We start from the raw sequence: 16982 nt of genomic DNA on the forward strand, positions 1-16982 counted from the left end.
CATCTACGACATCAGCCGTGCGGTCGAGGATGGCGCCACCGTTCCGATCTACTACGAAAGCCGCCTCGCGCGGATCGAACTGCCGGAGGACGAGAAGCCCCGGATCGATGCCGAGATCGCGGAACTGACCGAGGACGAGGCCGTCACCGAGCAGGAGAAGATCAAGCAGCGATGGGCGACCGTCGAGGCGCTGGTCGGCTCCGACAAGCGGCTTTCGATGGTCGCGGAAGATCTGGTCCGCCATTTCGAGGCGCGCGTTGGTGCCGTCGAAGGCAAGGCCATGATCGTTTGCATGAGCCGCCGCATCTGCGTTGCGCTCTATCGGAAGATTGTCGAGTTGCGCCCCGGTTGGCACAGCGACGACGACGCCGAAGGCATGATCAAGGTCGTGATGACCGGCTCCGCCGCCGATCCGCATGACTGGCAGCCGCATATCGGCACCAGGTCGCGCCGCGATCTTCTCGCCAAGCGTGCCAAGAATTCTGGCGATTCGCTGAAGCTCGTCATTGTCCGCGACATGTGGCTCACCGGCTTCGACGCGCCCTCGATGCACACCATGTATGTCGACAAGCCGATGCGCGGTCACGGGCTGATGCAGGCGATTGCCCGCGTCAACCGCGTCTTCCGCGACAAGCCGGCCGGTCTCGTCGTCGACTACATCGGCATTGCGCAGAACCTCAAAAGCGCCCTCAGCCAGTATTCGGCCGACGACCAGCGTCAGGCCGGCATCGACGAAGCGGAGGCCGTCGCGACGCTGATCGAGAAGTTCGATGTCGTGAAGGCGATGTATCACGGCTTCGACTATGCAAGCGGCCTTGCCGGCAAGGGCCACCAGCGGCTGGCCGTGCTCGCAGGCGCGGTCGACTGGATTCTCGGAAAGCAGCATGAGGCATCGACGCGCGAGACCAGCGAGGATGGCAAGCGCAGGGAGAACCGCCGTTATCAGGACGCCGTGCTGGCGCTCTCCAAGGCCTTCGCTCTTGCCTCCGGCAGCGACGAGGCGCGTGCCCTTCGCGACGAGGTGGGGTTCTTCCAGACCGTGCGCGTCGCGCTGGTGAAATCCGCCGATCCGACGGGGCTTGCCGGTGCAGATCGCGAATTCGCCATCCAGCAGATTCTCGACCGTGCCGTCGTCTCGACCGAGATTGTCGACATCCTCGCTGCCGCCGGCATCACGACGCCCGATATTTCGATCCTGTCGGACGAGTTCCTTGCCGAGGTTCAGCAACTCGAAAAGAAGAACCTTGCGCTTGAAGCCTTGCGCAAGCTTCTCAACGACGAAATCCGTTCGCGCAGCAAGACCAACATCGTCGAGACCAAACGTTTTTCCGAACGCCTCGAAGCCGCCATCGCCCGCTATCACACCAACGCGATCAGCACGGTCGAGGTGATGCAGGAACTGATCGACCTCGCGAAAGAGGTTCGCGCCGCCAGGCGGCGCGGCGAGGAGGAGGGACTCTCGCAGGACGAAATCGCCTTCTATGACGCGCTCGCCGAAAACGAGAGCGCGGTCGCGGCGATGGGCAACGACTCCCTCAAGCTGATCGCGCACGAACTTCTCGAAAGTCTCAAGGGCAGCGTTTCGGTGGACTGGTCGCATCGCGAAAGTGCGCGGGCGCGTATGCGCGTGCTGGTGAAGCGAATCCTGCGCAAGCATGGGTATCCGCCCGATCTTCAGGACGCGGCGGTGCAAACCGTGCTTCGGCAAGCGGAAGCACTCTCCGCCAATTGGGCGCAGTGAGCGGAAGGGCCGGGTGTGTGCCCCCCATCCCGCCTCCGAATCTCCCGACGACTTCCCGTAACCGGAACTTATCCCCGCTGATGCCGGGTCGCCACAGTTCGGGGGGCGCCCGTGTTTTTCTGCCACACGAGGATAAGTTCACTTATCCCCGCCGCCAAAAATGCGCGATCGGCCGGATTCGGGTCCGCCGGGGGCGTTTGTGACAGTTTTATGACAGTTTTGTGACAGAGGGGGGGGTCCGCAGCCGTTTTTTGCTGCCGTTCTGGCGCCCCGGCGGCCGGTTTTATCCGTGAGCGGATGATATGTCCGGGGCCCGTGCGGGCCAAAGAAAAACGGCGCGGGGTTTGCGCCCGCGCCGTTTCCGTCTCAACGAAGGATCGGGTTTCCCCGTCAGTTCTCACGCACTTCAAGGCCCAGATCGCGCACCTTGCGATAAAGCGTCGAGCGGCCGATGCCCAGCCGTCTTGCGACTTCGGTCATGTGGCCCTTGTACTTGTCGATGGCGAGGCGGATCATTTCCGCCTCGATGTCCTCGAGCTTGCGCACATTGCCGGCCTCGTCGGTGATCGAGATGCCGTCGGCGAAGTTCGAGCGCGCGAAGTCGGCCAGCGTATGCGTCTGTGCCGGCGCGTGGTTGCGCGAAACGAAAGAGACCGTGCCGTCATCATCCGCCGCGAAGGCCGGCGCGGCGGGCGCGGCCGGCGCGTGGGCGCGCGGCATCGCCTCGTCCTCATAGCCCTTCACCATGCTGGCGACCTGCGGGAAGTCGGAGACCTGCAGCGTCTCGCCGTCGCAAAGCACGATGGCGCGGAAGACCGTGTTCTCGATCTGGCGCACATTGCCCGGCCAGTCATAGGCGCACAGCATGTCGAGCGCCGTCTGCGAAAGTCCGACCACGTCCTTTCCCTCTTCGGCCGCGAGGCGGCGGATGAAATGCGCGATCAGGTCGGGCACATCCTCCTTGCGCGCCCTGAGCGGCGGCACATGGATCGGGAAGACGTTGAGGCGGTAATAGAGGTCTTCGCGGAAGCTGCCTTCCTTGACCATCTGCAACAGGTCGCGATTGGTCGCCGAGATCAATCGGATATCGACTTTTACAGGCTTTTTCGAGCCGACCGGATCGACCTCGCCCTGTTGCAGCGCGCGCAAGAGCTTGACCTGGATGTCGAGCGGCAGTTCGCCGATCTCGTCGAGGAAGAGCGTGCCGCCCGAGGCTTCCTGGAATTTGCCGGCGTGTTTGTCGCTGGCGCCGGTGAAGGCGCCCTTCTCATGGCCGAAGAGAATGCTCTCGACCAGGTTTTCAGGAATGGCGCCGCAATTGACGGTGATGAAGGGTTTGCCGGCGCGTTCGCCTTCGCCCTGGATGGCGCTGGCGATCAGTTCCTTGCCGACGCCCGACTCGCCTTCGATCAGGATCGGGATATTGGATTGCGCGGCGCGTTTGCCCAGCCGGATCACCTGGTCCATCGCCGGGCTGCGCGCGATCAGGTCGCCGAAGGTCAGGCGGCCGTGCTGGCGTTTCTGCAGGCGGCTGATCTCGCCGGTCAGCGCGTTGACTTTCAGCGCGTTGCGGATCGAGACATGCAGCCGCTCGGGGCTGACCGGCTTCACGACGAAGTCGGCCGCGCCTTCGCGCATCACATTGACCACCGTCTCGATGCCGCCATGCGCCGTCAGCACGATGACGGGGAGGTTGGGCTTTGACGGGTGGGTGCGCTTCAGCACTTCCAGCCCATCGACGCCCGGCATCACCAGGTCGAGAATCACCAGCGAAATGTCGGCGCCGGCCGGTCCTTCGAGATATTCGAGCGCGGCGGCGCCGCCGTCGACCGGAATGGCGCGGTAACCGTCACGGTTAACCACTTCCTCCAGAATCCGTCGCTGCGCCGGATCGTCGTCGACGATAAGGATCGCCTGGGTCATGTCGGCCTCGATTGTCTACCGTCAAAAGCGCAAATAAAGCGCCCGTTTGCCCCATATTGGGGCGGATTGGTAAAGGGTGCCTTAATCCGCCGGCTATTAGTCGTCCTATCGCGGTTTTTGCGGCTGGCGGGAGGTGTGGGACGATTCCGGGCGATTCCCCGCGGCAACAGTGTTGCTCTCATGTGACGCATTCGCCAGAACTTTCCGGATTCCGCCAATTCGGGTTGATGGTTTCGGCACATCCGTGCGATGAAATTGGACTTATGAGGGCTTACCGGTGGGGTCCGGGCCACCCGTCGTGTTGTCGGGGGGCAGAGCGAAATAACGACGGAGATTGGGATGAAAATGATATCCCGGCTGATAGCGTTGGGTTCTTTCCTGGTGCTGGCTGGTTGCGGCACGTGGACAGCTGAGTCGTACCTGCATCAAGACATCCAGGGCGATTCCTTCAACGCGTGCCTGGCTCGCGAATATCAGGACAGAGCGACTTCGGAAGCTTATGTCGATTGCAACTGGGTCGATACGGCAGTGATCGTTGCCAAGGGTCGCGCTGCGGCCGCTGGCGAAACCGTTCTTCCTTTCGACCCCGCCACGCGTGGGGTTCTGCCGAGCGATCTGCCCGAACTGCAGGACGCTCGTGCGAAGCTGATGGCCGCGCTTGACGATGGCGGCCGCACCGGTGATCGGGCCTGCGCCTGTGCCAAGGCGCAGCGCTATTACGACGGCTGGGTCGAACAGGCGAGCGACAACAAGCTCGGTGTCGGCGGTTCCTACTTCGGTGGCCCTGGCGGCCCGGTGCAGCCGGATCGCGTGGAAGCCGAAAAGGCAGCCTTCTACGAAGCCCTGACCGCTTGCTCTTTGCAGGCCGCCGCGGGTCCGTGGACCATCTATTTCGGTTTCGACAAGTACAACCTGACGCCGGAAGCGCAGTCGGTGATCGATCAGATCGTCGCCGAGACGTCCGGTCCGCTCTCGGTTGTCGGTCACACCGATACGTCGGGCAGCAATGCCTACAACCAGGCTCTTGGCCAGCGTCGTGCAAACACGGTGTCCAATGCGCTGACCGCGCAGGGCAAGTCGCTCTGCAGCGCCTCCTCGGCTGGCGAAACCCAGCTGGCGGTGCAGACGGGCGACGGCGTGCGTGAGCCGCTCAACCGCCGTGCGGTTGTTGGTGGCTGCTAAAGCCTGACGATCGACAAGATCAGGGCCCCGGTCGCAAGACCGGGGCCCTTTTCTTTTGTGCGCCGGAAAAATCGGCGTCCGGCGCGTTGAACGGCGGACCCGCCCGCGCGATATAGATGACAACACCCCCTCAAATTCCCTCGAAGGAACGCCGCACGATGTCCGTTTCCCTGCCGACCTGGAATCTCGCCGACCTCTATGCGGCGCCGGATGCGCCCGAGGTGAAGGCCGACCTCGCGGCGGCGGCGCAGGACGTGGAAAGGTTCAATGCGCGCTATCGCGGACATATCGCGGCACTGGCCTCGGCGCCCGATGGGGGCGCGCAGCTTGCCGAAGCGATCCGCGCTTACGAGAAGATCGAGGACCGGCTCGGTCGGCTGATGTCCTTCGCCGGCCTCCTCTATGCGCAGGACAACACCGATCCGGCCCACGCCAAATTCTATGGCGACATGCAGGAACGTGTGACGACGATCTCGACGGGGCTGCTGTTCTTCACGCTCGAACTCAACCGGCTGGAAGACGAGGTGCTGGCCCAGGCGCTTGTGGACGTGGCGCTCGCGCATTACGGGCCCTGGCTGCGCGATCTCAGGGTCATGCGCCCCTACCAGCTTTCCGACGAGCTTGAAACGCTGCTTCACGAAAAGAGCGTCACCGGTCATGCGGCGTGGAACCGGCTCTTCGACGAAACGATGGCGCGTCTTTCGTTCGAGGTCGAAGGCGAGACACTGACGCTGGAAGGTGCGCTGCATCTCCTTTCGGACACCGACAGGGGAAAGCGGGCGGCGGCGGCACAGGCGCTTGCCGCGACTTTCAAGGCGAATACCCCGCTTTTCGCACTCGTCACCAACACACTGGCCAAGGACAAGGAGATCGAAGACCGGTTGCGCGGCTTCACCGATATTGCCCAATCCCGGCACATCGCCAATTGTGTCGAGCCCGAAGTCGTCGCGGCGCTGGCCGATGCGGTGCAACGCTCCTATCCGGCGCTTTCGCATCGCTACTATGCGATGAAGGCGAAGTGGCTCGGTCTCGAGAGGCTCGAATACTGGGACCGCAACGCGCCGCTGCCGCAGGCCGACGACGCTTCAATTTCATGGACGGAAGCACGCGACACGGTGCTCGACGCCTATCGCGGCTTCACGCCGCAAATGGCGTCGATTGCCGAGCGGTTTTTCGATAAAGGCTGGATCGATGCGCCGACGCGTCCGGGCAAGGTCAGCGGCGCTTTCTCGCACCCGACAGTGCCGAGCGCGCATCCTTATGTGCTGCTCAATTATCAGGGCAAGACGCGCGACGTGATGACGCTTGCGCATGAGCTCGGTCACGGCGTCCATCAGGTGCTGGCGGCGAAGCAGGGTGCGTTGATGGCCGACACACCGCTGACGCTTGCCGAGACCGCCAGTGTTTTCGGCGAGATGCTGACTTTCCGCAAGCTGCTGGCGTCTGCACCCGATGCCCGTCGGCGCAAGGCGATGCTCGCCTCCAAGGTCGAAGACATGCTCAACACCGTCGTGCGGCAGACGGCGTTCTACACGTTCGAACGGCGCATCCACACGGCGCGGCGCGACGGCGAACTAACGGCCGACGAGATTGGCCGCATCTGGCTCGATGTGCAGGGTGAGAGTCTCGGGCCGGCGATCCGTCTCGGCGAAGGCTACGAGACCTACTGGTGTTACATCTCGCATTTCATCCACGCACCCTTCTATGTCTATGCCTATGCCTTCGGTGACTGCCTGGTGAATTCGCTTTATGCGGTTTACGAGCAGGCGCAGGAGGGTTTTGCCGAGCGCTATCTGCGGATGCTGGAGGCCGGTGGTACGCTGCGTCACAAGGAACTGCTGGCGCCGTTCGGTCTCGATGCCTCCGATCCCGCCTTCTGGGACAAGGGGCTTTCGGTGATCTGCGGTTTCATCGACGAACTTGAGGCGATGGAATGACCGACAAGCCGCCGCGCGGCGGACCGCCGAAGGACGACGAAGCCAACCGTCTCGGTCGCCGCGTCCGCCGCTATGCCCAGGTCGGCGCCGGCGTCGGCGGCATCGCGGCGCGGGCCGCGGGCGGGCGGCTCTTCGGCGTCAATACGTTCAACGAACGAACGGCGCGCGAATTGAAATCGGCGCTGGGCGGTCTCAAGGGGCCGATCATGAAGGTCGCGCAGATGATCGCGACCATTCCGGATGCGGTTCCGGCCGAATTTGCCGCCGAGCTTGCGGAATTGCAGTCGGCAGCGCCGCCGATGGGCTGGCCGTTCGTCAAGCGGCGGATGCGCGCCGAACTCGGACCGGGCTGGGAGGCGCGGTTCAAGAGTTTCGAGCGGGAAGCGGCCGCTGCCGCATCGCTCGGTCAGGTGCACCGCGCCACGGCGCTCGACGGCACCTTGCTTGCCGTGAAGCTGCAATATCCCGACATGCAATCGGCAGTCGATGCCGACCTCAATCAGCTCGGTCTGATCTTTTCGATCCATCGCCGCATCGATAGCGCCATCGACACGCGCGAAATGTATGCCGAAATCGGCGCGCGGCTGCGCGAGGAACTCGACTATGAGCGCGAGGCCGCGCATATGCGGCTCTACAAGCATATATTCGCAGATGAGGCACGCGTTGCCGTGCCGGATGTCCATGCCGAGCTCTCGACCAAACGCCTTCTCACCATGGGCTGGCTCGATGGCGCGCCGCTGCTCGATTTCCGCGACCACGATATGGCGACGCGCAATGCCATTGCCGAAGCGATGTTTGCCGCCTGGTGGGCGCCGTTCAGCCGCTATGGCGTCATTCATGGCGACCCGCATCTCGGCAACTACACGGTTCGATCCGGTGGTGCAGGCGAAGATTGGGGCATCAACCTGCTCGATTATGGCTGTATCCGCATCTTTCCGCCGGCCTTCGTCGCCGGTGTCGTCGAACTTTATCGCGCGCTCGAAACGAACGACCGCGACCGCGCGGCGGCGGCCTATGAAAACTGGGGCTTTCGCAATCTTTCCGGCGAACTGATCGACACGCTCAACGTCTGGGCCGGGTTCATCTACGCGCCGATGCTCGATGATCGGGTGCGTTCGGTCGCCGACGGCGTCAGGCCCGGCGAATACGGCCGCAAGGAAGCCTTCGCGGTACACAAGCGTCTGCGTGAGCTCGGCCCGGTTACGCCGCCGCGCGAATTCGTGTTCATGGACCGCGCCGCCATTGGTCTCGGTTCGGTGTTTCTGCATCTCGGCGCGGAGCTCAATTTCCATCGACTGTTCAATGAGGCCATTGAAGCCTTCGATACGCAGGCGCTCGACAAGCGGCAGAGCGCCGCGCTAAAGAAGGCGGGCGTGCCGCTCGCCGCCTGAGCGCGCGCCTTTCCGTTTCCCGTTCCACGTTTCCTTCAGAGTTCCCGGCCATGACAGACGACCTGCTGGAAGAAAATTCCATCGTGCTGCCCGATGGCTACCAGAACCTCAACTGGTTCCATGGATTCGGGCGGCAGATCGGTCCGCTCTACGAGAAGATCGAGACGGATGGCCGCTATACACGCGCTTTTCTGGTGCAGGAGCACCACACCAACGGCATGGGCAACTGCCATGGCGGGATGCTGATGGCTTTTGCCGACATGGCGTTCGGGCATGCGATCACCATGTCCGTGCATCGTTATTGGGTGACGGTCAGATTGCTGACCGATTTCCTGTCCGGTGCGAAGATCGGCGAGTGGGTCGAAGGCACGGCGGAGGTCGTCGGCCGCGAAGACGACTTCTTCACCGTGCAGGGACGTATCTGGTGCGGCGACCGCACGATCATGACAGGCACGGGCGTTTTCAAGGCTCTGAGCGAGAGGCCCCCGAAGTGACCGAATTTCCTATGGCCCCCGGCGATGAAGAAGGGCCCGCCGTCACACTGGCGCCGGGCTGGTTCACGCGCGCGGTCGCTGTTGTGCCCGAAAGCCGCTTCGTCGAAGTGGCAGGCACGCAGGTTCACTATCTGCGCTGGGGCGATCCGGCGAAGCCCGGTCTGCTGCTGGTGCATGGCAATGGGGCGCATGCGCGCTGGTGGTCGTTCGTGGCGCCGTTTCTCGCGCGCGAATATTCGGTGGCCGCCATCGATGTCAGTGGCATGGGCGATAGCGGCTGGCGCGAGCGCTACACGATCGAGACTTTCGCCGAGGAGCAGATCGCGGTTTGCGAGGATGCCGGGTTCTTTGCCGGCGAAGAGCCGCCGATCATCGTCGGTCATTCATTCGGCGGCTTCATTACCATCCTGACCGGCGCGCTTTATGGCGACAGGCTGGCCGGCACCGTCATCGTCGACAGCCCGGTCAATCCGCCCGACCGGCCGGGCGGGCCGCCCGACCGCGCTTTCAGGCCGCATCGTATCTATCCGACGCTCGAGGAAGCGATGGGCCGGTTTCGTCTCGCGCCGCCGCAGCCTTGCGAGAACCGCTATATCGTCGACTATATTGCGCGGCATTCGCTGAAGCCGGTTGCCAATCCCGAAGGTGGCGATGGCTGGACCTGGAAGTTCGATCCGGCAATCTGGCAGCGCTTCAATATTGGCGACATGGGCGCGCGGCTTGCCGCCACGCGCTGCCGCATCGCCATCATGCGCGGCGAGTTCTCGGCGCTGCTGCCGGCCGAGATCGGCGAATATATGTTCAATCTGCTCGGCCGTGCGGCACCTGTCATCGAGATCCCGCAGGCGCGGCATCATGTGATGCTCGACCAGCCGCTGGCTTTCGTGGCGGCCTTGCGCGCGCTTCTGGCCGACTGGGACCATTCCGCGCCCTCGCGCAAGGCGGCCGGTCCGGTGCCATCGCCATTCGGCGAATAGAGCGCACCGGATAGCCGTTCGGATCTGCACATCCGGTACCCCGTTCGGGAGCAAGGGGCGGGGGTCTGAGCGCTTGCCGCTGGCGGTTCGTTTGCTATAGTCCGCCTCGCTCAAAACGGGCTTGGGCGAAGCAGAAACCGGGCGAGGTAGCATGGCTGAGAACAAGGCGCAGGACGGCTGGAGCGGCGAGATGGATGCGAAGGCCCATCTCACGACCTATGAGGCCTTCATTGCGATGAGCAAATGGGGCAGCGTCGCCATTGCCGTCGTCCTTATCCTGATGGCGTTTTTCCTTCTCTGACGGCGCGTTCACGAGCGACCCGGATGTTTCTTGCAAGATTGCAGCTTGAAACGATCCGCTAGCGCTAAATGTTGGAATAATTCTCATTCTCACTTGAGCAGTACCGGCATATCGGCCGGGGCCGTTCGAGGAACAGGCGACAATCCATGAAACTTGCGATCCCGAAGGAACGACTCGACGGCGAATCCCGCGTGGCGGCGTCGATCGAGACGGTGAAGAAGCTGACGGCGCTCGGCCTTCAGGTCACGGTCGAAGCGGGCGCCGGCGCCGGCGCCTCGATTTCCGACGCGCTTTATCGCGAGGCCGGCGCGGATATTGCGGCGAGCGCTGCCGAGGCGCTGAAAGATGCCGACATCGTTTTCAAGGTGCGCGCGCCCACCGACGAGGAACTGGGGATGATGAAGCGCGGGGCGATGCTCGCCGCGATTCTCAACCCTTACGACGACAAGGCGCGTTTCCAGAAATATGCGGCGGCCGGCGTCAATGCCTTCGCGATGGAGTTGATGCCGCGCATCAGCCGCGCGCAGTCGATGGACGTCTTGTCCTCGCAGTCGAACCTGGCCGGCTACAAGGCGGTTATCAACGCCGCGGCGGCCTTCACCCGGGCCATGCCGATGATGATGACGGCGGCCGGCACCATCGCACCGGCGCGCGTCTTCATCATGGGCGTCGGCGTGGCCGGCCTGCAGGCGATCGCAACCGCCAAGCGCCTCGGCGCCATCGTCTCGGCAACCGACGTGCGCTCAGCTACCAAGGAACAGGTCGAAAGCCTTGGCGGCACCTTCGTGATGGTCGAATCGGAAGAAAGCGGCGATGCCGCCGGCGGCTATGCCAAGGAAATGTCCGACGATTACAAGCGTGCCCAGGCCGCCCTTGTCGCCGAGCACATCAAGAAGCAGGACATTGTCATCACCACCGCGCTCATTCCGGGCCGTCCGGCACCGGAACTTGTCAGCGAGGAAATGGTCAAGACGATGAAGCCCGGTTCGATCCTCGTCGATCTGGCGGTCGAGCGCGGGGGCAATTGCCCGCTCTCGGAAGCCGGAAAGCGCGTGACGAAGCACGGCGTCACGCTGATCGGCGATCTCAATGTTGCCGGCCAGCTCGCGGTCGATGCCTCGTCGCTCTATGCGAAGAATCTCCTGAACTTCATCACACCCATGATCGACAAGGAAACCAGGGCATTGGCGATCAACTGGGACGACGAAACCATTACGGGTACCTGCCTGACCAGGGACGGTCAGATTGTGCATCCGTCACTTCGCGAGGGAGGCAACTGATGGAAGCGGCCGCAGTCGATCCGTTCATTTTCCGGCTTGCGATCTTCGTGCTCGCGATTTTCGTCGGCTACTACGTCGTCTGGAGCGTCACGCCGGCGCTGCATACGCCGCTGATGTCGGTCACCAACGCCATTTCGTCGGTCATCATCGTCGGCGCGCTGATCGCGGTCGGGCTCGATGTCACGCAGGCCGGCGAGGGCGGCTGGCTCTCCAAGAGCTTCGGCTTTGTCGCCGTGGTGCTGGCGTCGGTCAATATCTTTGGCGGCTTCCTGGTCACCCAGCGAATGCTCTCCATGTACAAGAAAAAGCAGCGCTGAGGGGACCCCGGACATGTCAGCGAACATAGCGGCCCTTCTCTACGTCGTATCGGCAGTGCTCTTCATTCTGGCACTGCGCGGTCTTTCCTCGCCCGAGACGGCGCGCCAGGGCAATACCTACGGCATGATCGGCATGACGATCGCGATCGTCACGACGCTGACGGTGCTGCAGGCGCAGAACACGCTGACCTGGACGTTGATCCTTGTCGGTGTCGCCATCGGTGGCGGTATCGGCGCCGTCATCGCGCGGCGCATCGCCATGACGCAGATGCCGCAGCTTGTTGCGGCCTTCCATTCTCTGGTCGGCCTTGCCGCCGTGTTCGTCGCCTGGTCGGCGTTTCTGGCGCCCGAGGCCTATGGCATCGGCAGCTATCACGCAATCCACGCCGCCAATTTGATCGAAATGGGCATCGGTGCCGCCATCGGCGCGATCACCTTTTCGGGCTCGATCATCGCCTTTGCCAAGCTCAACGGCAACATGTCGGGCGCGCCGATCATGCTGCCGGGACGGCACGTCATCAACGCGGCCATTGCCATCGCCATCGTCGGCGGCATCGGCTGGCTCGTTTCCGACGTGTCGCGGCAGACGACCGAGCTCTTCCTGCTGATCACGGTGCTCGCTTTCGTCATCGGCTTCCTGATCATCATCCCGATCGGCGGCGCCGACATGCCCGTCGTCGTGTCGATGCTGAATTCCTATTCGGGTTGGGCGGCGGCCGGCATCGGCTTCACGCTCGGCAACCTCGCGCTGATCATTGTCGGCGCGCTGGTCGGCTCGTCGGGCGCGATCCTCTCCTACATCATGTGCAAGGGGATGAACCGCTCCTTCTTCAGCGTCATCCTCGGTGGCTTTGGCGGCGATGTCGCTGCCGCGAGCGGCGCCGTCGAAACGCGGCCGGTCAAGCAGGGCTCGGCCGACGATGCGGCCTTCATCATGAAGAATGCCGGCTCCGTCATCATCGTGCCGGGCTACGGCATGGCGGTGGCGCAGGCCCAGCACACGCTGCGCGAAATGGCCGACATCCTGAAGGCCGAAGGCGTGAAAGTCTCCTATGCCATTCATCCCGTGGCGGGACGCATGCCGGGTCACATGAACGTGCTGCTGGCCGAGGCCAATGTGCCTTATGATGAAGTCTTCGAGCTTGAAGACATCAACAATCAGTTCAGCCAGGCCGACGTTGCCTTCGTCATCGGCGCCAACGACGTCACCAACCCGTCGGCCAAGACCGACCCGCAGAGCCCGATTTACGGCATGCCGGTGCTTGATGTCGAAAAAGCCAAGACGGTTCTTTTCGTCAAGCGCGGCATGGGCTCGGGCTATGCCGGCGTCGAGAACGAACTCTTCTTCCGCGACAACACGATGATGCTGTTCGGCGATGCCAAGAAGATGGTCGAGGAAATCGTCAAGGGCCTCTGAGCCTCCATACTGGACGGAATCGGCGGGCGGTGCTCTCATGACGAGCGCCGCCCGTTTTCATTGAGGCGGGAATTAAAAGGTAGGGGGATTGATGATCTGGATTGCTCGCATCGCCGCGGCGCTGGTGGGGCTGTTTTCGCTGGCGGTTGGCGCGATGGTGATTATGTCGCCCGCGGAAATGGGCGAGAGCCTCGGTCTTGGTGCGCTGTCGCCGCTTGGGCTCAATGCGCTACGGGCCGATATCGGCGCGTTCTTCCTTGCCAGCGCGGTGGCCGCCGTCGCGGCGCTTTTCGGCGGCCGGCCGCACTGGATTCTCGGTGCGGCGGTGCTTTACGGCCTCGCCTTTCTCGGTCGTATCCTCGGCATTGTTGTCGATGGCGTGCCGGAAGGCATCGTGCAGCCGCTCGTCGTCGAGTTCACGATGGTGGTGCTTTCCGTGTTCGCCGCGAAGGGGCTGGCGCGCGGCTGAGATTGCTCTCTGGACGAAACGGGCGGGCAGTGCTCACATGCGCGCTGCCCGTTTTCTTTGGGGGGAGAGAGGCATGGACATCTATCACGGCTGGTTCAACCTGAAGCCCGGCGTGCGGGATATTGATTTCGTCGAGGCCTTCACCGGCTATATGGAGCTTCTGGAGCGCGAGGGCGTCATCGAGGGCTGGCGGCTGACGCGCAAGAAGCTGGGGCTCGGACCGGCGCATCTCGGCGAGTTCCATTTCATGATCGAGGTAACGGATCTCACCCAGCTCGATTCGGCATTCAACTGGGTGGCGACGCGGGCCGATCCGGTTGAAACCGAACATTTCAACGTCAATTCGCTGGTGACGGATATCCAGTTCGCGCTTTATCGCGACTTCCCCGATCCCGTACGCGAACAGGGTGAGGAGCGGTTCTGAGATGAAGCCGACTATCCGTGAGGCGCGGCCGGAAGATCGGCCGGCGCTTATCCGTCTCATGGGGGTGCTCAACGAATTCGAGACGACGATCGAAGATAATCGCGCCGATGCCTCGGCCGCCGAAAGCCATCTCGACTGGGTGAGCGGCGAGATCGCCGCCCAAGGCGGTGTGACGCTCGTTGCCGAAAGCGGTGGCCATGTCGTCGGTTTTCTGAGTTTCGCCATCGAGGAGGATCCCGGCACCTTCGTGCGGCCGGAACACCGCCGCCATGCGATGATCTGGGATATCAGCGTCGACGAGGCGGCGCGCGGGCAGGGTATCGGCCGGGCGCTGCTCGATGCGGCGGAAGCGCAGGCGAAAGCCGCCGGCATCGGCGAGATCAGACTGTATGTGCTTGAAGGAAATGCCCGAGCGCGCCGGATCTATGCGGAAGCCGGCTACCGCGACTACGAACGGCTGATGGCGAAGCGGCTGTGAGTTTCAGGCGGGAGTGCTCGTCTGCCACATCGTCTCAAACAGGGCGCGCTGCAGTCCCGCGAATTCCTCGCTGTCGACGATCAGGCCGTAATTCTCCCGTCGCGATGAGATCAGCGCCACCTTGCTGCCGAAGATAAACGTCGTGATGCGGAAGGCATCGGATGACGGCGCGAAGCGCACTTCGCGCAGTTCCTCCTCGCCTCCCTGCCAGATGCGGTGTGTCTCCTCGCTTTGCGCCCGGATGACGCGAAGCCGCGTTCCGCTCTTCACCCGCTCGGCGATGAAGCGGCGGAGTACCTTCGGGCCCGGCACGGCAAGCAGCTCGCGCATCGAGAGGATGCCCAGGATCTCCGGCAGCGGCACGGCAAGCACGGCATGCAGCACGGTGCGCACGCCCTCGGCGCCGTCATAGAGGCGGAAGCGCGGTGCGCCATGCGTGCGGGCGTGGATGGCGCGCAGATCGGGCAGGATTTCGTCGAGCGTGCGCTGTTTTTCGGCCAGGTTCCGCGCCAGCACATCGGGGTCTTCCGCCACCACATGGGTGCGCCCGCCGCGCTCGACCTGCGTGACGAGCCCGTCCTCCAGCAGCTTTTCGAACAGCGCATAGGCGGTCGTTCGTTCGATGCCGGCCTGTTGCGCCACCGCCGTCACCGTCTCGTCGCCGAGCTCCAGCGCCGCCAGATAGAAGCGGGCCCGCTTGCCGGTGAGGCCGAGAGCGGCCAGTTTGTTTTCAAGTTCCATGAGTGTCTGAATTTTTCGACAGAATTTCTGATAGTCTCCATATTGACGGGTGCGGCGTCAACAGAGATAGATATATCGTCAATAAATCAGGGTTGCCGCCGTGTCCGGCCGCCTAAACAAGTCGTAATAATTCGACAAAAGGGGGCGCAGGTGCAGTCGATTCTGATTTCCTCGGGGCTCATCCAGATCACCTTCGCCGTCGCGCTCGGCTGGGTGATGGTGGCGATGTACGGCCCGCGCAAGCGCTTCGGCCCCTTGGTGCATGCCAAGCGCGTGCTCCAGTGCCATATCGACAACATCCTGATGGCGCTGCTGCAATTCGCCATTGCGGCGGTTCATCCGGCGATCCCGGAAGTCGCGGGCTGGCTGCTCGTGGTCGGCTCATGGACCAATGCGCAGCTCTTCATGGTCCATGCATTTTCGAAGGAGGGCTATATCAAGCACCGGATCATCGACATCGCGACGATGATCTCCTTCGGTTTGCTGAGCGTTGCTTATCCCTGGCTGCTCTATGCCTGGTTCACGGCCTGAGGGGGTGCGGCCATGACCAGTCCGAAGTCAGTTCGTGCCGCCGCCATCCAGGTCGAGGCCCGCGTCGCCGATATTCCGTGGAATATCGAGCATGCGAGCCGTCTCGTCGACGCGGCGGTCCAGCAGGGCGCGGAACTTGTCGCGCTGCCGGAATTCTTCACCACCTGCATCATCTATGACGAGCGCGTCTTCGGCTGCTCTCTGCCGCCGGACAATCCCGCCCTCGACATGCTGAAGGACAAGGCCCGGCGCCACCGCATCCATATTGGCGGTTCCTATCTCGAAATGCGCGATGGCGATGTCTACAACACCTATGTCTTCGTCGAGCCTGACGGCACGGTCCATCGCCACGACAAGGATCTGCCGACCATGGTCGAGAATGCCTTTTATGTCGGCGGGCGCGATGCCGGGCTGATGCAAACCACGCTCGGAGCTGTCGGTGCCGCGGTCTGCTGGGAGACCGTGCGCACGCAAACGGTCAAGCGGCTGCGCGGCAAGGTGGGGCTTCTGATGACCGGCAGCCATTGGTGGAGCGAACCGGGCTGGAAATGGCCGCGCGATTATTGGCGCCGCTTTCACGAGGGCAATGGCCGCATGATGGCCCGGACGCCCGGCATTTTTGCCGGTCTGGTCGGTGCACCACTGCTGCATGCCGGCCATGCGGGTGTCATCGAAGGCGGGTTGCTGGTGCTGCCGGGCTCGCGCCTTGCCGCGCCGATGCGAACGCAACTGATGGGCGAAACACAGATGATCGACGGCGAAGGCAATCTGCTGCAACGACGCCGTTATCAGGAGGGAGCCGGTGTCGTTACCGCGGATATTGTGCTCGGTCCCTCTGCACCTCGCGCCGAGGCGCCGCCACGTTTCTGGATTCCGAAGTTCAACGTGATGCTCTATGCCCAGTGGTATCATCAGAACGTGGCGGGCAAGTCTGCCTATCGCTGGGCCAAGCGCACCGGCCGCCTCAGGACATGGGATGGCGCGCGCAACGCGCAGACGCCGGACGAGGCTCTCTAGGCCCCCCAAAAGCAAAAACGCCCCCGGAAACCGGGGGCGTTGCTGTCGGTCTCTGAAAGACCGGACTTATTTCTTGACGACGACGGGGGCCGGGACGCCGCTTTCGCGCTGGGCGCGCTTGCGGGCCAGCTTGCGGGCGCGGCGGATGGCTTCGGCCTTTTCGCGGGCGCGCTTCTCGGAGGGCTTCTCGTAGAAGTTGCGGAGCTTCATTTCGCGGAACACGCCTTCACGCTGAAGCTTCTTCTTCAGGGCCTTCATGGCCTGATCGACATTGTTGTCGCGAACGAGTACCTGCACGAGAAAAACCTGTCTAGTTTCAATGGGTTAAGTGCGGACGGGACAGCGCCCCCCGCAAGAGTGCC

General features: G+C 63.2%; 18 protein-coding genes. 15 read left to right on the top strand and 3 right to left on the bottom strand.

Going from position 1 to position 16982, the window contains the following annotated elements; translation table 11 throughout:
* Positions 1 to 1741: type I restriction endonuclease subunit R (locus Q7V31_RS10435; protein ID WP_304734073.1), on the top strand; the 1741-nt coding region annotated here is incomplete at its 5' end.
* A gap of 390 nt (positions 1742 to 2131) precedes the next feature.
* Here Q7V31_RS10435 and Q7V31_RS10440 read toward each other — a convergent pair.
* Positions 2132 to 3664 (bottom strand): sigma-54 dependent transcriptional regulator, encoded by a 1533-nt coding sequence (locus tag Q7V31_RS10440; RefSeq protein ID WP_304734075.1) that lies wholly within the window; start codon positions 3662 to 3664, stop codon positions 2132 to 2134.
* A 339-nt stretch (positions 3665 to 4003) separates the two neighbouring features.
* Here Q7V31_RS10440 and Q7V31_RS10445 point away from each other — a divergent pair, with 339 nt between their 5' ends.
* The 12 genes from Q7V31_RS10445 (at position 4004) to Q7V31_RS10500 (ending at position 14331) form a co-directional block, all read left to right on the top strand.
* Positions 4004 to 4846 (top strand): OmpA family protein, encoded by an 843-nt coding sequence (locus tag Q7V31_RS10445; protein ID WP_304734076.1) that lies wholly within the window; start codon positions 4004 to 4006, stop codon positions 4844 to 4846.
* Positions 4847 to 5004: 158 nt separating this feature from the next.
* Positions 5005 to 6783, top strand: a complete 1779-nt coding sequence (locus Q7V31_RS10450) for a M3 family oligoendopeptidase (RefSeq protein ID WP_370690650.1) — start codon at positions 5005 to 5007, stop codon at positions 6781 to 6783.
* Complete coding sequence (locus Q7V31_RS10455) at positions 6780 to 8174, top strand: AarF/ABC1/UbiB kinase family protein (RefSeq protein WP_304734079.1); 1395 nt, start codon at positions 6780 to 6782, stop codon at positions 8172 to 8174. The genes Q7V31_RS10450 and Q7V31_RS10455 overlap by 4 nt, the downstream gene beginning before the upstream one ends.
* Before the next feature lie 50 nt (positions 8175 to 8224).
* Entirely contained in the window at positions 8225 to 8668 is a 444-nt protein-coding gene (locus Q7V31_RS10460; protein ID WP_304734080.1) for a PaaI family thioesterase, read from the top strand.
* On the top strand, positions 8665 to 9645 hold the full coding sequence (locus Q7V31_RS10465) for an alpha/beta fold hydrolase (protein WP_304734082.1): 981 nt from the start codon (positions 8665 to 8667) through the stop codon (positions 9643 to 9645). Before Q7V31_RS10460 ends, Q7V31_RS10465 begins: the two co-directional genes overlap by 4 nt.
* A 151-nt stretch (positions 9646 to 9796) precedes the next feature.
* On the top strand, positions 9797 to 9946 hold the full coding sequence (locus Q7V31_RS10470; protein WP_304734083.1) for an aa3-type cytochrome c oxidase subunit IV: 150 nt from the start codon (positions 9797 to 9799) through the stop codon (positions 9944 to 9946).
* 146 nt (positions 9947 to 10092) lie between these two features.
* Entirely contained in the window at positions 10093 to 11226 is a 1134-nt protein-coding gene (locus Q7V31_RS10475) for a Re/Si-specific NAD(P)(+) transhydrogenase subunit alpha (RefSeq protein ID WP_304734084.1), read from the top strand.
* Entirely contained in the window at positions 11130 to 11543 is a 414-nt protein-coding gene (locus Q7V31_RS10480; RefSeq protein WP_370690653.1) for an NAD(P) transhydrogenase subunit alpha, read from the top strand. The genes Q7V31_RS10475 and Q7V31_RS10480 overlap by 97 nt, the downstream gene beginning before the upstream one ends.
* A gap of 13 nt (positions 11544 to 11556) precedes the next feature.
* On the top strand, positions 11557 to 12960 hold the full coding sequence (locus tag Q7V31_RS10485) for an NAD(P)(+) transhydrogenase (Re/Si-specific) subunit beta (protein WP_304734086.1): 1404 nt from the start codon (positions 11557 to 11559) through the stop codon (positions 12958 to 12960).
* 91 nt (positions 12961 to 13051) lie between these two features.
* On the top strand, positions 13052 to 13429 hold the full coding sequence (locus tag Q7V31_RS10490) for a DUF4345 family protein (protein WP_304734087.1): 378 nt from the start codon (positions 13052 to 13054) through the stop codon (positions 13427 to 13429).
* A 73-nt stretch (positions 13430 to 13502) separates the two neighbouring features.
* Positions 13503 to 13853 (top strand): DUF6614 family protein, encoded by a 351-nt coding sequence (locus Q7V31_RS10495; RefSeq protein WP_304734088.1) that lies wholly within the window; start codon positions 13503 to 13505, stop codon positions 13851 to 13853.
* A gap of 1 nt (position 13854) precedes the next feature.
* Entirely contained in the window at positions 13855 to 14331 is a 477-nt protein-coding gene (locus Q7V31_RS10500) for a GNAT family N-acetyltransferase (protein ID WP_304734089.1), read from the top strand.
* A 3-nt stretch (positions 14332 to 14334) separates the two neighbouring features.
* Here the strand turns inward: Q7V31_RS10500 and Q7V31_RS10505 are convergent, their stop codons facing one another.
* Positions 14335 to 15072 (bottom strand): TrmB family transcriptional regulator, encoded by a 738-nt coding sequence (locus Q7V31_RS10505; RefSeq protein ID WP_304734090.1) that lies wholly within the window; start codon positions 15070 to 15072, stop codon positions 14335 to 14337.
* Positions 15073 to 15222: 150 nt separating this feature from the next.
* Between Q7V31_RS10505 and Q7V31_RS10510 the strand changes: the two genes are divergently transcribed.
* Together Q7V31_RS10510 and Q7V31_RS10515 are read left to right on the top strand one after the other, a co-directional pair.
* Positions 15223 to 15603 carry a hypothetical protein gene (locus Q7V31_RS10510; RefSeq protein WP_304734091.1) on the top strand — a complete coding sequence of 127 codons (381 nt, stop codon included), beginning with the start codon at positions 15223 to 15225 and terminating at the stop codon, positions 15601 to 15603.
* Positions 15604 to 15615: 12 nt separating this feature from the next.
* Positions 15616 to 16620: a carbon-nitrogen hydrolase family protein gene (locus Q7V31_RS10515; RefSeq protein ID WP_304734092.1), complete on the top strand. Its 1005-nt coding sequence runs from the start codon at positions 15616 to 15618 to the stop codon at positions 16618 to 16620.
* A 66-nt stretch (positions 16621 to 16686) separates the two neighbouring features.
* On the opposite strand, the gene rpsU is transcribed toward Q7V31_RS10515, so the two are convergent.
* Positions 16687 to 16917: a 30S ribosomal protein S21 gene (rpsU, locus tag Q7V31_RS10520; protein WP_304734093.1), complete on the bottom strand. Its 231-nt coding sequence runs from the start codon at positions 16915 to 16917 to the stop codon at positions 16687 to 16689.
* Positions 16918 to 16982 lie beyond the last annotated feature (65 nt).

The organism is Parvibaculum sp. (genome assembly GCF_030651915.1).
In the GTDB taxonomy this organism is placed as follows: Bacteria; Pseudomonadota; Alphaproteobacteria; order Parvibaculales; family Parvibaculaceae; genus Parvibaculum.